Source organism: Pseudoalteromonas sp. T1lg76, assembly GCF_002964725.1.
Taxonomy (GTDB): Bacteria; Pseudomonadota; Gammaproteobacteria; order Enterobacterales; family Alteromonadaceae; genus Pseudoalteromonas.
In genome coordinates, this window is record NZ_PQCE01000043.1 from 18,759 (window position 1) to 32,715 (window position 13,957).

Sequence of the window (13,957 nt, forward strand, 5' to 3'; positions counted from 1 at the left end):
ACTAAGCTAAACTGTGCTCAAGCTTATTTGATAAAGGCAAAGGCATCCGCATACATATGCTCGCGCAGGGCACCGTGCTCGATAAAGTCATCGCGTACCGCACCTATCATATCGAAACGTCCGGCCATATAAATTGTGTAGGGTTCTAACGACACTATGTCTTTCATCACCGCCTGATGTACTAAGCCGGTGTGGCCACGCCACTGCCCCTGTGGTTGTTCAACCACCGGGATAAAGGTGAAATGCGGGTTGCTGGCGGCCCAGGCTTCCATTTCTTCTTTGGCGTAAAGGGCATCTTCATGCTTCACTCCCCAGTAGAAAAATACCGGACGGTCGCAGCCAACTTCGGCCAAATGGTCAGCCATCGACTTAACATAGGAGAAGCCGGTGCCTCCCGCCAAAAGAACCAGTGGACGGTCACAATCAAGACGTAGCTGAGATACACCCAGGCCCACTTCGAGCGTTGCCTGAGTGCCATTGGCAAGATGCTCTTTCAGGTGCTCAAGCGCTTGCATGGCGTAGGAGTCTGCACCTGAGGCGCCAATATGCAATTCGATTGCATGCTGCTGGCTGGGGCGGCTGGCGATTGAAAATGCGCGCTTGTCCTTTTCTCCTAGTACCAGTTGGCAATAATGACCCGCTTCAAATTGAGCCGCTTCGTTGGGCGTCAAAATAACCTTGTAAACGAATTCTGTGAGTGGCGAAATACTTTGCACGTTCGCTTGTAATGTTTGCATGTTTTACCTTGCTTCTAACTCTTAACTGCTAGCCTACCATAGAAGGCCAATTAACAGGCACTTAGTCTATGCCCAGGGAGTCCCATATTTCATCGACTCTTTGCTTGGTGGCTTCATCCATCACTATGGGCTCGCCCCATTCGCGGTCGGTTTCACCGGGCCATTTGTTGGTTGCATCCATACCCATTTTTGAGCCCAGGCCGGAAACCGGCGAGGCAAAATCCAGGTAGTCGATAGGGGTATTTTCTACCAAGGTGGTATCGCGTGCCGGGTCCATACGTGTGGTTATGGCCCAGATCACGTCATTCCAGTCGCGGGCATTAACGTCATCATCACAGACGATCACAAACTTGGTGTACATAAACTGGCGCAGGAAGGACCACACGCCCATCATCACCCGTTTTGCATGGCCAGGATATTGCTTCTTCATGGTTACCACCGCCATGCGATACGAACAGCCTTCCGGCGGCAAGTAGAAGTCAACGATTTCCGGGAACTGCTTTTGCAAAATAGGCACAAATACTTCGTTCAGCGCCACGCCTAGAATGGCCGGCTCATCGGGTGGGCGGCCGGTATAGGTGCTGTGATAAATAGGGTTTTCGCGATGGGTAATATGGGTCACCGTCATCACCGGAAAATCATCCACTTCATTGTAATAGCCGGTGTGGTCGCCATACGGGCCTTCTGGTGCCAGCTCACCTTGAGCTATATAACCTTCAAGCACGATTTCCGCACTGGCGGGCACCTGCAGATCATTGGATATGGATTTCACCACTTCGGTTTTGCTGCCACGCAACAAACCGGCAAAGGCATATTCGCTTAAGGTATCCGGCACAGGCGTAACCGCACCTAAAATGGTGGCTGGATCGGCACCCAGGGCAACGGAAACCGGATAGGGCTCCCCTGGATTTTCCTTACACCATTCTTGAAAGTCTAAGGCACCACCACGGTGCGATAACCAGCGCATAATGATCTTGTTCTTACCAAGCAGTTGCTGGCGGTAAATACCCAGATTCTGGCGCTTTTTATAGGGCCCTTTAGTGACCGTCAGACCCCAGGTAATAAGCGGGGCTGCATCGCCCGGCCAACAATGTTGGATGGGTAGTTTGGTCAGGTCGACCTCATCGCCGCTGAGCACTACCTGCTGACAGGGGGCTTTTTTTACTTCCTTGGCGGGCATATTGAGGACTTGTTTAAATACCGGGATCTGTCCCAGCGCTTCCTTAATGCCCTTAGGAGGCTCGGGCTCTTTTAAAAAGGCGAGTAACTGACCTACTTCGCGCAGGGCTGCGACATTATCCTGACCCATGCCTAAAGCCACGCGCTCTGGCGTACCGAAGAGATTTGCAAGCACCGGGATATCATAGCCGACCGGGTTCTCAAATAGTAAGGCCGGGCCCTTGGCACGCAAGGTGCGATCGGCAATTTCGGTCATTTCCAAATGGGTACTAATGGGCTGGCTGATCCGCTTGAGCTCGCCGCGCTTTTCAAGCAACGCGATAAAGTCTCTTAAGTCTTTGTATTTCATTACGCCTCTGTAAGCCTCGGGTGTTTGCCGCATTATACTTGATGGCGACGCAAAAGCGATCAATCACTGCGCTGGCACTGCCAGGTTTCGTCGTTGAGCATCAGTATGCTGTTATCACCCTTGCCCCAAAAGGTGAGTTCCTCATTGCTGTATTTTGCGCCGGAGGCGGCACGCTCGCCAATCAGGGTGTGAGTAGCCTGGCCCAAAGTCAGAGTTGCGCGCTCGGCGTTAAAGCGAACACTGAATATGGCCCCCGAATCACAGCGGTAGTTTATGGCAGTATTGCCTTCCTGGGTTTTGGGCAGTTCATTGCAGGCGCTGAGTATCAGAGCTGCGGGTATTGCCAAAAACAGTCCCTTAGTCATTGTTTTTCTCCGCAATTGTGGACAACGTCAGTGTAGCGTATTAGCTTAACAAGGCACATTTAACACTGCTAAAGGAATGCCCATGGCTGGCGCAAGCTTATTGACTCTTCTTGATGACATCACCGCTCTGTTGGACGACATTGCTACCATGAGTAAGGTGGCGACCAAAAAAACCGCCGGGGTGCTGGGGGACGACCTGGCCCTTAATGCGCAGCAGGTTTCCGGGGTGAACGCCGATAGGGAGTTACCCGTGGTCTGGGCCGTGGCTAAAGGCTCCATGCTGAATAAAGCTATCCTGGTGCCGGCGGCGCTGCTTATTAGCGCCTTTATTCCCTGGCTGATCACACCCTTGTTGATGCTAGGTGGTTTATTCCTGTGTTTTGAGGGCGCGGAAAAGCTGGCTCACGGCAAGGAAGAACAGCCGGAGCATCCGGCCCTGGCTGAGCCGCTCACTCCGGAAGCAGAAAAGGAAAAAATTAAGGGGGCGATACGCACCGACTTTATTCTTTCCGCGGAAATTATCGTGATCTCCCTTGGCACGGTTGCTACCGCCAGTTTTATCCATCAGGTGTCTGTGCTGTCGATAATAGCCGTGGTGATGACTGTGGGTGTCTACGGTTTAGTGGCCGGTATAGTGAAACTGGATGATGCTGGTTTATATCTGTTGCAGCGCGGCGTTGCTGCTAAAAGCGCCATCAGTCGTGCAATGGGACGATTTTTGCTGACCTTAGCGCCCTGGTTGATGAAGGCGCTGGCGGTATTGGGGACTATAGCCATGTTTTTAGTCGGTGGCGGCATATTGGTGCATGGTATCGCGCCGTTGCATCATCTTATTGGTCACTGGGGTGAGCTGGCCGGTCAATACGGTGGGGTGGTTGAGGCCTTGGTAGTTAACGGCGCCAATGGCCTGGTTGGGTTACTGGCTGGATTTGTGGTCGTAATCGCCCTGCATTTATTCAAGCAGCTGAAAAAGTGATAAATCCTAAAGAAGTCAGCCCGGCAAATGCCGGGCTTTTTCAGGCTAGTTAGAAGCTAAACTGAGCGGCGAGGCGGAAGTTGGTGCCTTCACCTATGGTCACATTATTGGTGCCACCGCCAGCCAGGTACTCGGTGTCGAAAAGGTTTTCGATATTTAAACGCAGATCGACGTCATTGCCGGCAAGCTTGATGGCATAAGTCGCACCGACGTCGACTCGGGTATAGGCGTCTTTTTCTATCTGGTTATCGCTGTCTGCAAAGCGTTTGCCGGTATAGAAGAGTCCGGCATTAAGCGCTAAGGCCTCGGTGACTTCATAGCGTGACCATAGTGAGGCCGACCATTTAGGTGCATCTGCCGGGGTTTTCCCTTCCAAGTCTTCGTCACGCTCGTAGTTGGCATCCAGATACATGCTTGACGCCATCACAAAGAAACGATCGCTTACGGCGCCTTGGGCGGCTAATTCAATACCCTTATGGCGCTGCTCACCTACCTGTGTGGTGATGGTGTCGTAATCCGGGTGATCGACTAACTCGCTGACCAGGGTGCCTTTTTTACTAATATCAAAGAGTGCACCGGTAAGCAGCAGGCGCTCATCGAACAGTTGCCATTTGGCACCTATCTCCATTTGCTCCGAGGTGACGGCGTCGAGTTTCATATTGTGATTTTTATCACTTTCGTTGTTCAGGCGCTCTGAACCCTGTGGCTCAAAACCCTCAGAATAGCTGACATACAGGGTGGCATTGTCGTTCGGGTGATACAGCACACCGACCTTAGGCAAGACAGATTCGTTATTTGCCCCTTCTTTATTCTGTTTGTCGTAGCGACCGCCCAGCGACAGCTGCCACTGCGGATTAAAGGTGATCAAATCCTGAATATAGATGCCATAGTAGTCATACTCGTCACTCGAAAGGCTGGTATCGCTTGCATAACTGATATCCGGGCGGCTTGGCTCGCTTTGGCCGGGGATATAATCTATGGCGTCGGCACTGGTGCGCAGCTGGCCATAGTAATAGTCCAGGCTGTTGGCGCCGATCAGCAGCTGGTGTTGCATGCCCGCTAGCTGGAAGTCACCAATAAAGTCGATATAGGCGGTGGTAAATTGCCAATCATCAAAACGATCATAGGGGCGTGAGTTATAGCTGCCACCGGCTTGGTAGTCACTGGGTTTACGTGGCGCCGACTCAAAGCGCTGGCGCTCAAAGGTTTGTTCGTTATAACCCAGTCTCAGTTGCCAGTTATCGTTGAGGTAGGTGCGCACATCCAGGCCTAAGTTCTCTACCACGATATCGGTAAAGGCCCAGGAGAAGTCGTAAATGGTTTTGTCATCGCCGATGACCTTGCCTTGCGAATCTAGCCAGGCACCGGTGTCGAGACCGGTTTTATCATCGGTGCGATCATAGTGAACGCGGATCAGGGTGTCGTCGCTGAGGTCGTAATCAAGGACTAAGGCGCCGAGGAAACGATCGCGCTCACGCTCATCGCCGTTGGCATAGTCACGCCAGAAGTTCACATCTTGCTTAACCACAATACCGCGTCCGCGCAGTGTTTCATCATCATTGAGTGCCGAGCTGGCGTCGAGCATAAAACGTGTCGAACCATGTTGATCGACATCGGCACTGACATTAACAAAGCGATTCGCGGTAGGCTTTTTGGTGACCATGTTAACCAGACCGCCAGGGCCGGACTGGCCATACAAAATGCTCGCCGGGCCTTTGATCACTTCAACACGCTCTAGGATCTCAATGGGCTGTTGGTAATGTGACCAGTGCTGGTGGCCATCGCGCAGATAACCGGTCGCTGAGCTTAGGCTAAAGCCGCGCATATTAAAGGTTTCCCTGTTGCGCTGGTTCGAGCCCGAGGTCAGGCTGGCATCATTGCTTAGCACTTCCCCCAGAGTAGTGGCCAGTTGCTCATTGACTATGGTTTCTGGGATCACGGTAACCGATTGGGCGGTTTCCAGTAGCGAAGCGTCGGTACGCATGGCGCCAGAGGCGCTATCGACCTTGTAATCATTGAAATAACTACCGACCACTTCAATGGTTTCCATCTTGGTTGCCGCCAGGCTGGGTGCTGATAAGACACTGAAAATAATGAGAGAAAGAGGGTGGCGCGTCATTGCGTAAGATCCTAAAGAGTTGCTGTGAGTTATTTTGAATGCGCATGCTATTGCAAATGATTATCAATTGCAAGTATTGTTTCTTATATTAGGGTCATGACTTAAATTGCCCATTGAAGAGCCTGCTATTTCTGTATTTAGTTGAAGTAAACCAATGACTTTACTTATAAAGCGGCTATGCTTGTCAGGTCAAAATCGCGGCTTTTGTCGGGCTGTTTAATGCGGGAGAGACGGACTGCTAATCGTAATAAAGTTGAATATACCCGCTGGATATGAATAAATAGCAAACAGTAGCAATCAGTTGAGGCTGTCACAATAAACGCCCAGGCTAATAAGGATATGATGTGGTACTGGCATCTGGTGATAGCAAAGCGAACCTAAAATGACGCTGTTTATGTCTCAAGTAATCAATAGCCTAGGGTGTAGTAGTTATGCTCTAACGCAACGACAAAGTGGAAGAAAGTAATGTTGCAAAGGAAGGTCAGCTTTTATAAAACACTAAGCCTGTTTTTCTGTGCTGCTTTGTCTCTCTCTCCCTGTTACGGTGCCAGCACGGCGCTGGAGCAAATCCTGCTCGAGCCTAAAGAGGTGCAACTCGACCGCGCCGTAGCAAGCTTAAGCGAACCTCTAGCGGATAAAGAAAAGCTGGCCCTGACTCGGTTTGTTGCCGAGCAATACTTTGCCAGCGGTGATTATCAAAAAGCGACCCGTTACTTTTTGCGGGCGGAGCAGTTATCCGCCGATCTGGAGCCGCCGATACGCCGTGCCGATTATGCTAAAAAGCAAGGGATAGCCAATTATTATCGTGGCCATTATCTTAGTGCCGTTGAGGATTACTCCAGAGCCTTACAGATACTTGAGCAAGCCAATGAGCCGCTGCTGCAGGCTCATTTATACAATAATATCGGTTTAGCCTTGATGCGCGCTGAGCGTCTGGAGCAGGCCATCGACTATTACGGCAGTGCTAAAGCCTTGTATGACGAGCACGGCTCGGAGCAGGATAGGGTCGATATTATTCATAATATTGCCGGCGCTTATATCAGCGCCGATCGCTTTGATGCCGCGCTGGAAATGTATACCACAGTGGGTGATGCCTTTGTACGTATGGGGGACACCGCAGGCCTGGCACAAATGCAGTCTAATCTCGGTATTATTTATCGCAACCTTGGGCAGCTCGACGCCGCCGCCGAGCAATATCGATTGGCATTGGCGAACATAGCCAAGACCAATGATTCTGTAAGCTTCGTTAACACTAGGATGAATTTGGCCGATTTGTATTTCTTTCAAGGCCGTTTTGATGATTCCCTGGCTACCTTGGAAGAGGCGAAGGCGCAGCTTGAGGTGATCGACTATTTCCCTGGGCTCATTACCATACAAGAGATCACCGCCAAGGTGTTGTATGGCAAGGGTGACTACGAGCGCGCCGAAGCAGCCTTGGCGCAGGCCTATTCGTTATCGCAACAAAATAGCAGTGACGACGCGCCTATAGACACCTATTTGATTGAGCTATTGCTGGCAGCGGCGCAGGGGGATAATCAAAAGGCTTTGGTGTTGTTTGAAAAATATGAGCGTGAACGCGATCTGGCCGTTAGTCGGGCCATTGCCAGTCGCCTTAATGATTTTCATGCTAAATACAACACAACTCAGTTACAGCGCCAGGTGGAGTCGCTGCAGCGGCAACAAGAATTTGAGCGAATCGCGGCGCGCCAACGCAATCAGTTTACCTGGTTGGTCTCGGGGTTATTGTTACTAACCTTGATTATCGGCGTACTCTTGTATCGCCGCGGAGCCGAGCGTCGGGCCAATGCTATCTTGGAAGAGAAGGTACGCTTGCGCACTCAGGAGCTTGAGGCTCTGGCGCAACAGCTTAGTTCAGCCAATGAAATTAAAAGCCAGTTTCTGGCGAATATAAGCCATGAGATTAGAACGCCGCTGACTTCCATTATGGGTCAGGCCGAGGCCATTGTTCATGGTGAGGTGCGTGATGCCGATGTCGCCAAGGAGTTGCAGGTTATTTATAACAACAGCAAGCATCTGGGTGAGCTGATCAATGATGTACTGGATTTAAGTAAAATCGAAGCCAATAAACTCGAGCTTAATATTGCTTTGGTGAGCCTGGATTCTCTGCTCGCCGATATCAAGGCCATGTTTGCACCCAGTGCCCTGCAGCAGGGTATCGACTTTTACATCGACAACCAACTGCCGGCAAACAGCGGTGCCGAACTGGACTATATTCGTGTTAAGCAGGTGTTGGTTAACCTGTGCTCCAATGCCATTAAATTTACCGAGCAAGGTCAGGTAACTCTTAAGATCAGCGCTCAGGATAAGAACCTGGTATTTTGTGTTGAAGATACTGGGATTGGCATTGCTGAGGATAAACTGGAAGCTATTTTTACCACCTTTAGTCAGGGCGACAACTCCATTAGCCGTCGCTTTGGCGGCACAGGTTTGGGCTTGAGCCTGTCGCAGCAATTGGCATGCATCATGGGGGGGCAAATTACCGTAACCAGCACCCTGGGATGCGGCAGCTGTTTTTGCTTTAAGCTGCCCTGTCAGTACAGCCAATTAACTAGTGAGTTGCAAGCGCAGCCGCCACCTTGTTATGCCTCCAGCTTTAGTGGCACTGTGGTATTGGCGGAGGATCACCCAGATAATCGTCGCCTGATTGAGCGCTTATTGCAGAATCTTGGAGTGACGGTTTACAGCGCCGAAAATGGTGAACAGGCGGTGGAGTTGGCATTAAAACATAATCCGGACCTGGTCTTAATGGATATTCAGATGCCGATACTCGATGGCTTAGGGGCGCTGTCGCTGTTGCATCAATGTGGTTATAGTAATCCCATTATCGCCTTGACCGCCAATGCCATGACCCATGAAATCGCGCAGTATAAGCAAGTGGGATTTGCCGGTCATCTGGCCAAGCCCATAGATAAGGCACAGTTTTGTGCCGTGTTAGAGCGCTACCTAAGTGTCAGTGAGCAAAAAGAAGGTTACCGTGAGGTGGATATGAGCGACCTGCGCCATAGCTTTGCACAAACCTTGCCTGCGGAAATTGCCTTGCTGAAAGCGGCGCAGCAGCGTGATGATATCGCCGCTGTGGCAAAAATTGCCCATCGCTTGGCAGGCGCAGCAAAGATGTTTGCCGATGCCGACTTAGCGCAATTGCTTAGTGATATTGAGCGCGCCGCCAAATTCCAGGACGGTGAACACGTCAGTGAGCTGCTAAGCGATCTGGCGATGCATGAAGCAGAGTCAGGACATTAACCCCTAAACAGCAGACACAAAAAAGCCACTGTGATAACAGTGGCTTTTGTTTAACCCAGTAAAGCTTACTTACGCTTCATTGAGTCAAAAAACTCGTCATTGGTCTTACACATGGCCAGTTTATCGATAAGGAATTCCATGGCATCGATTTCCGACATATCGTGAACTATCTTACGCAGGATCCACATCTTCTGTAGCTCATCCGGTTTAGTCAGTAATTCTTCACGACGAGTACCTGAGCGGTTGAAGTCAATCGCCGGGAATACGCGTTTCTCGGCAATTTTACGGTTCAGGTGCAATTCCATGTTACCCGTACCTTTAAACTCTTCGTAGATTACTTCATCCATTTTCGAACCGGTATCGATAAGCGCGGTGGCGATAATGGTCAGGCTGCCGCCTTCCTCAACGTTACGTGCCGCACCAAAGAAGCGCTTTGGCTTGTGCAGGGCGTTGGCGTCAACACCACCGGTAAGTACCTTGCCCGATGATGGAATAACCGTGTTGTAGGCACGCGCCAGACGAGTGATTGAATCAAGCAGGATAACCACGTCTTTCTTGTGCTCAACCAGGCGTTTTGCCTTCTCGATCACCATTTCCGCGACCTGTACGTGACGGCTTGCCGGCTCATCGAAAGTCGATGCAATTACTTCGCCCTTAACCAGGCGCTGCATTTCCGTTACTTCTTCCGGACGCTCATCGATAAGCAATACCATGAGCTCACAATCAGGGTGGTTATAGCTAATAGACTGGGCGATATTTTGTAGCAACATGGTTTTACCGGCCTTAGGCGGTGCAACCAAAAGGCCACGCTGGCCTTTACCTATTGGTGCTGCAAGGTCAAGAACACGAGCGGTAATATCTTCGGTGCTGCCGTTACCACGTTCCATGCGTAAACGCTCATTGGCGTGCAATGGCGTTAAGTTCTCAAATAAAATCTTGGTGCGTGAGTTTTCCGGCTTATCAAAGTTAACTTCGTTTACTTTTAGTAGCGCGAAGTAACGTTCACCATCTTTTGGTGGGCGAATAAGGCCGGCAATGCTGTCGCCCGTGCGCAAACTGAAGCGACGAATTTGGCTTGGAGATACATAAATATCGTCTGGACCAGCAAGGTACGAAGCTTCTGAGCTACGTAGGAAACCAAAACCGTCTTGCAGGATTTCTAATACACCGCCACCGAAAATGTTTTCGCCGCTTTTCGCGTGCGCTTTCAGGATGGCAAAGATAATGTCTTGTTTTCTTAGGCGGGCTACATTCTCTAGGCCCATAGACTCGGCTAGTTTTACAAGTTCGTTGATCGACTTGTCTTTCAGTTCGCGTAAATGCATATTGGTGGGTTCTTTAAACTATTTATCGTCTCGAAATGGAAGTACTTCGAGTGAGGTTGTTGGATAAACTTGGAATTGTTGGGGTTATAAACTAGCAGCTCAGTGGCTTATCGTCCAGTCTTTATACAAAATGTCATATAAAAAAAGGGCGAGCGCCCTTTTTTTATAATCTGTGCTTAGATGTTGTTTTCTAAGAACTCAACTAGCTGAGCTTTAGAAAGGGCACCTACCTTAGTAGCAGCAACCTGACCGTCTTTGAACAGTAGTAAGGTTGGAATACCGCGGATACCAAACTTAGGCGGAGTGCCAGCGTTTTGGTCGATATTCAATTTGCCGATAGTTACACGGCCTTCAAACTCGCCAGCTACATCGTCAAGAATAGGGGCAATCATTTTACAAGGTCCGCACCACTCAGCCCAAAAGTCGACTAGTACAGGTTTGTCTGATTGCATTACGTCAGCCTCAAAGCTGTCGTCAGTTAATTGGATAATTTTATCGCTCATCACGTTCTCCGTTAAATTTGGCGAATTTATTTAGTGCGTATTTAAACACTCTTGTTTCTTATTGCAAGTTTAAGCGTTATGCTTTATCGCTATGAATAAGACACATTTAACCGATAAAAAATTTGCAGACTTTGCTTTAGCTCCGGAGGTGGTTGCCGGATTGCAAGCAAGTGGCTTTGAATACTGCACGCCTATTCAGGCGAAGTGTATGCCTTATGTTGAGGCTGGCCGCGACATTGCGGGCCAAGCACAAACTGGCACAGGTAAAACACTGGCGTTTCTTACCGCCACCTGCCATCACTTATTGCAGAGTCAAAAGCCATCGGGTCAGCAACCAAGAGCCCTGATCATGGCCCCCACACGGGAGCTTGCGATTCAGATCCACAAAGATGCAAAAATCTTGGCACCGCACTGTAATCTTAAACTAGGTTTATTATATGGTGGCGAAGATTACGAAAAACAACGGGCGCAGCTAGAAAAAGGTGTCGATATTTTAATTGGTACCACGGGCCGTTTGATCGACCTGTATAAACAAGGCTGTTATACCCTTAACGACATCGAGGTTGTGGTACTGGATGAAGCGGATCGCATGTTCGACCTCGGCTTTATCAAAGATATCCGTTATATGTTCCGCCGCATGCCCGAAGCGACCGAACGTCTTAACCTGTTATTTTCGGCCACCTTGTCTTATCGCGTTCAAGAATTAGCGTTTGAGCACATGACCAATCCAGAGCATGTGCAGATCGAGCCGGATGTTAAAACCGGTAAGCGCATTGCAGAAGAGCTGTTTCATCCGTCGCAAAATGACAAAATGAAACTGCTACTTACCTTGATCGAGGAAGAATGGCCGGAAAAAGCGATAGTGTTCGCCAACACAAAACATGTGTGTGAAGAACTTTACGCTTGGTTACAAGCAGATGGGCATCGTGTTGGCTTATTGACCGGCGATGTGAATCAGAAGAAACGTCAGTCAACCTTGGCACAATTTGCAAAGGGAAGTTTAGATGTACTAGTTGCAACCGATGTTGCTGCTCGTGGTCTACACATTCCTGAAGTAAGTCATGTATTCAACTATGACCTACCGGACGATTGCGAAGATTATGTACACCGTATCGGTCGTACCGGTCGTGCTGGGGCATCGGGCCACGCTATCAGCTTTGCCTGTGAGCAATACGCTTATAATCTGCAAGAGATCGAAGACTATATTGAGCACAATATCCCTGTGTCTCATTACGACAAAACGGCGCTGTTGGATGATATTACGGCACCGAAAACAATTAAACGCCGTGGGCCGCAAGGGCGTTCACGGGGTAAAAACCAAGGACATGGGCAAGGTCGTCGCCGCCATGGGCAAGGACGTTAGCCTACTAGCATGACAACACGTCCCAAACGACGTGCAAGCTTGGCCCCCCGGAGCCAAGCTTTTTTAGAGGTAAGTACGTGGTAAATTCTTCTCTCCAAGATGATTTATATGCGGTAATCGATCTTGGCTCCAATAGCTTTCATATGTTGATTGCCAAAACAGTGGCAGGCTCGTTACAAACCATGGGCCGGGTAAAACGCAAGGTGCGTTTGGCTGCGGGCCTCGATGGCAGTATGCAATTAAGTCAGGAAGCAATGGAGCGTGGCTGGGAATGTTTAGCCCTATTTGCCGAACGACTGCAGGATATTCCTGCGTCACAAGTTCGCATCGTAGCCACGGCCACACTCAGACTGGCGACGAATGCCGATGTATTCAAAGAGCGCGCTGAGCAAATTCTTGGTCATCCAATTAATGTTATCAGCGGTGAAGTAGAAGCAAAGACCATCTACCAAGGTGTGGCGCATACGTCGGCTTGTTCCGGTAAGCAATTGGTGATTGATATAGGTGGCGCCAGTACCGAAATAGTCATAGGCGAAGGCCAACAAGCTATTCACTACACCAGCTTGCATATGGGCTGCGTTACCTACCTAGAGCATTACTTTAAAGATGGTTTGCTCAGCGACAGCAATTATGACAATGCCATCAAGGCGGCGAAACAAATCCTGCAACCCATTATCGCCTTATACCGCGCAACCGGATGGGACTATGCTGCGGGCGCCTCTGGCACGGTTCAGGCAATCCAGGAGATCATGGTTGCCCAGCGCCAAGACGAAACCCTGACACTGGATAAGTTACTTGATATCCGTCAATTAACTACTCAATACGCCTCTATCGAACAGCTGCAACTGCCTGGATTAAGTGAAGAGCGCCGTCTGGTTTTTGTTTCTGGACTTGCCATTCTTATTGCCATCTTTGAGAGTTTGCAGGTGAGCGCCATGGGACTAGCCGGTGGTGCATTGCGTGAAGGCGTACTCTATAGCATGGTGCCACAACTGCAGCGCCAGGATATTCGCCAGCGCACCATAGACAGTTTTATTACCCGCTACCATTTGGATAGCAGGCAAGGCGAGCGGGTTGCCTGCATTGCCAAGCTATTATTGGCGCAATTAAGTCAGCCTTGGCAACTTAGTGAGGCGGATCATGGGTTATTGACCGCAGCGGCCATGGTGCATGAAGTTGGTCTGCTAATCGAATATAAGCAATACCCTAAGCATGGCGCTTATATTATTACCAATACCGATATGCCCGGGTTTACCAAGCAGCAGCATGCTCTGGTAGCCAAGCTGGTGCGCTTCCATAAGGGTGATGTGCTGGCCGGTGATTTTGAATCACTCGGTGCTCACGAAAAGCTGGCCACTCAGTTAGTGCGTTTATTAAGGTTGGCGGTAATATTGTCAATGCGTCGCAAAAATGATGTTTTACCTGAGCTGGTAATTAAAGAACATAATAATGCGCTGACACTATATATAGATAAACAATGGTTAGATGCCCATCCCTTGATGTTAAGTGAGCTGCAGCAAGAGTCACTGTACCAGCGCAAGGCTGGTTGGAAACTAACCATCAGCAATTAAAACCCCGCCAAAAAGCCACCATTGGGTGGCTTTTTGTATGTTTTTGAGCCGTTATGCTCAATTTAACTGCAAACGATCTGTTTTTAGCAATTTTCTTTAAAAAAGGGCTTGCGTCAAAATCGAATCTCCCTATAATGCGACCCCACTGAGACGGCAGGCAGCAACGCATAGCGAGGCGCTAGCGGCTCAGGGAGTCAAATAAAACT

Annotated in this window: 10 protein-coding genes; 4 read left to right on the forward strand and 6 right to left on the reverse strand. The window is 49.7% G+C overall.

Features of this window, described 5'->3' with window-relative positions:
• Positions 1 to 23 precede the first annotated feature (23 nt).
• The 3 genes from fre to C2M35_RS14605 all read right to left on the reverse strand — a co-directional run bounded on the left by fre (position 24) and on the right by C2M35_RS14605 (position 2,630).
• On the reverse strand, positions 24 to 737 hold the full coding sequence (gene fre / locus C2M35_RS14595; RefSeq protein WP_105265658.1) for an NAD(P)H-flavin reductase: 714 nt from the start codon (positions 735 to 737) through the stop codon (positions 24 to 26).
• A gap of 61 nt (positions 738 to 798) precedes the next feature.
• On the reverse strand, positions 799 to 2,265 hold the full coding sequence (ubiD, locus tag C2M35_RS14600) for a 4-hydroxy-3-polyprenylbenzoate decarboxylase (RefSeq protein WP_105265659.1): 1,467 nt from the start codon (positions 2,263 to 2,265) through the stop codon (positions 799 to 801).
• Positions 2,266 to 2,324: 59 nt separating this feature from the next.
• On the reverse strand, positions 2,325 to 2,630 hold the full coding sequence (locus C2M35_RS14605; RefSeq protein WP_105265660.1) for an MliC family protein: 306 nt from the start codon (positions 2,628 to 2,630) through the stop codon (positions 2,325 to 2,327).
• Positions 2,631 to 2,712: 82 nt separating this feature from the next.
• On the opposite strand from C2M35_RS14605, the gene C2M35_RS14610 reads away from it, so the two are divergent.
• Complete coding sequence (locus C2M35_RS14610) at positions 2,713 to 3,606, forward strand: DUF808 domain-containing protein (protein WP_105199272.1); 894 nt, start codon at positions 2,713 to 2,715, stop codon at positions 3,604 to 3,606.
• Positions 3,607 to 3,655: 49 nt separating this feature from the next.
• Here C2M35_RS14610 and C2M35_RS14615 read toward each other — a convergent pair whose 3' ends face one another.
• Complete coding sequence (locus C2M35_RS14615; protein ID WP_105265661.1) at positions 3,656 to 5,725, reverse strand: TonB-dependent siderophore receptor; 2,070 nt, start codon at positions 5,723 to 5,725, stop codon at positions 3,656 to 3,658.
• Positions 5,726 to 6,190: 465 nt separating this feature from the next.
• Between C2M35_RS14615 and C2M35_RS14620 the strand changes: the two genes are divergently transcribed.
• The gene (locus C2M35_RS14620) at positions 6,191 to 8,989 is read left to right on the forward strand and encodes an ATP-binding protein (protein ID WP_105265662.1); all 2,799 of its coding nucleotides are present in this window, start codon (positions 6,191 to 6,193) and stop codon (positions 8,987 to 8,989) included.
• 65 nt (positions 8,990 to 9,054) lie between these two features.
• On the opposite strand, the gene rho is transcribed toward C2M35_RS14620, so the two are convergent.
• Positions 9,055 to 10,314, reverse strand: coding sequence for a transcription termination factor Rho (rho, locus tag C2M35_RS14625; protein ID WP_105199275.1), 1,260 nt, complete (start codon positions 10,312 to 10,314; stop codon positions 9,055 to 9,057).
• Positions 10,315 to 10,490: 176 nt separating this feature from the next.
• On the reverse strand, positions 10,491 to 10,817 hold the full coding sequence (gene trxA, locus C2M35_RS14630) for a thioredoxin TrxA (RefSeq protein WP_105189420.1): 327 nt from the start codon (positions 10,815 to 10,817) through the stop codon (positions 10,491 to 10,493).
• 91 nt (positions 10,818 to 10,908) lie between these two features.
• Between trxA and rhlB the strand changes: the two genes are divergently transcribed.
• Positions 10,909 to 12,180: an ATP-dependent RNA helicase RhlB gene (gene rhlB / locus C2M35_RS14635; protein ID WP_105199276.1), complete on the forward strand. Its 1,272-nt coding sequence runs from the start codon at positions 10,909 to 10,911 to the stop codon at positions 12,178 to 12,180.
• A 77-nt stretch (positions 12,181 to 12,257) separates the two neighbouring features.
• The gene (gene gppA, locus C2M35_RS14640; RefSeq protein WP_105199277.1) at positions 12,258 to 13,751 is read left to right on the forward strand and encodes a guanosine-5'-triphosphate,3'-diphosphate diphosphatase; all 1,494 of its coding nucleotides are present in this window, start codon (positions 12,258 to 12,260) and stop codon (positions 13,749 to 13,751) included.
• Positions 13,752 to 13,957: the final 206 nt, after the last annotated feature.

Coding starts and splice junctions, on each gene's coding strand:
- fre (WP_105265658.1), bottom strand. CDS start 737: ATGCAAACATTACAAGCGAACGTGCAAAGTATTTCGCCACTCACAGAA.
- ubiD (WP_105265659.1), bottom strand. CDS start 2,265: ATGAAATACAAAGACTTAAGAGACTTTATCGCGTTGCTTGAAAAGCGC.
- C2M35_RS14605 (WP_105265660.1), bottom strand. CDS start 2,630: ATGACTAAGGGACTGTTTTTGGCAATACCCGCAGCTCTGATACTCAGC.
- C2M35_RS14610 (WP_105199272.1), top strand. CDS start 2,713: ATGGCTGGCGCAAGCTTATTGACTCTTCTTGATGACATCACCGCTCTG.
- C2M35_RS14615 (WP_105265661.1), bottom strand. CDS start 5,725: ATGACGCGCCACCCTCTTTCTCTCATTATTTTCAGTGTCTTATCAGCA.
- C2M35_RS14620 (WP_105265662.1), top strand. CDS start 6,191: ATGTTGCAAAGGAAGGTCAGCTTTTATAAAACACTAAGCCTGTTTTTC.
- rho (WP_105199275.1), bottom strand. CDS start 10,314: ATGCATTTACGCGAACTGAAAGACAAGTCGATCAACGAACTTGTAAAA.
- trxA (WP_105189420.1), bottom strand. CDS start 10,817: ATGAGCGATAAAATTATCCAATTAACTGACGACAGCTTTGAGGCTGAC.
- rhlB (WP_105199276.1), top strand. CDS start 10,909: ATGAATAAGACACATTTAACCGATAAAAAATTTGCAGACTTTGCTTTA.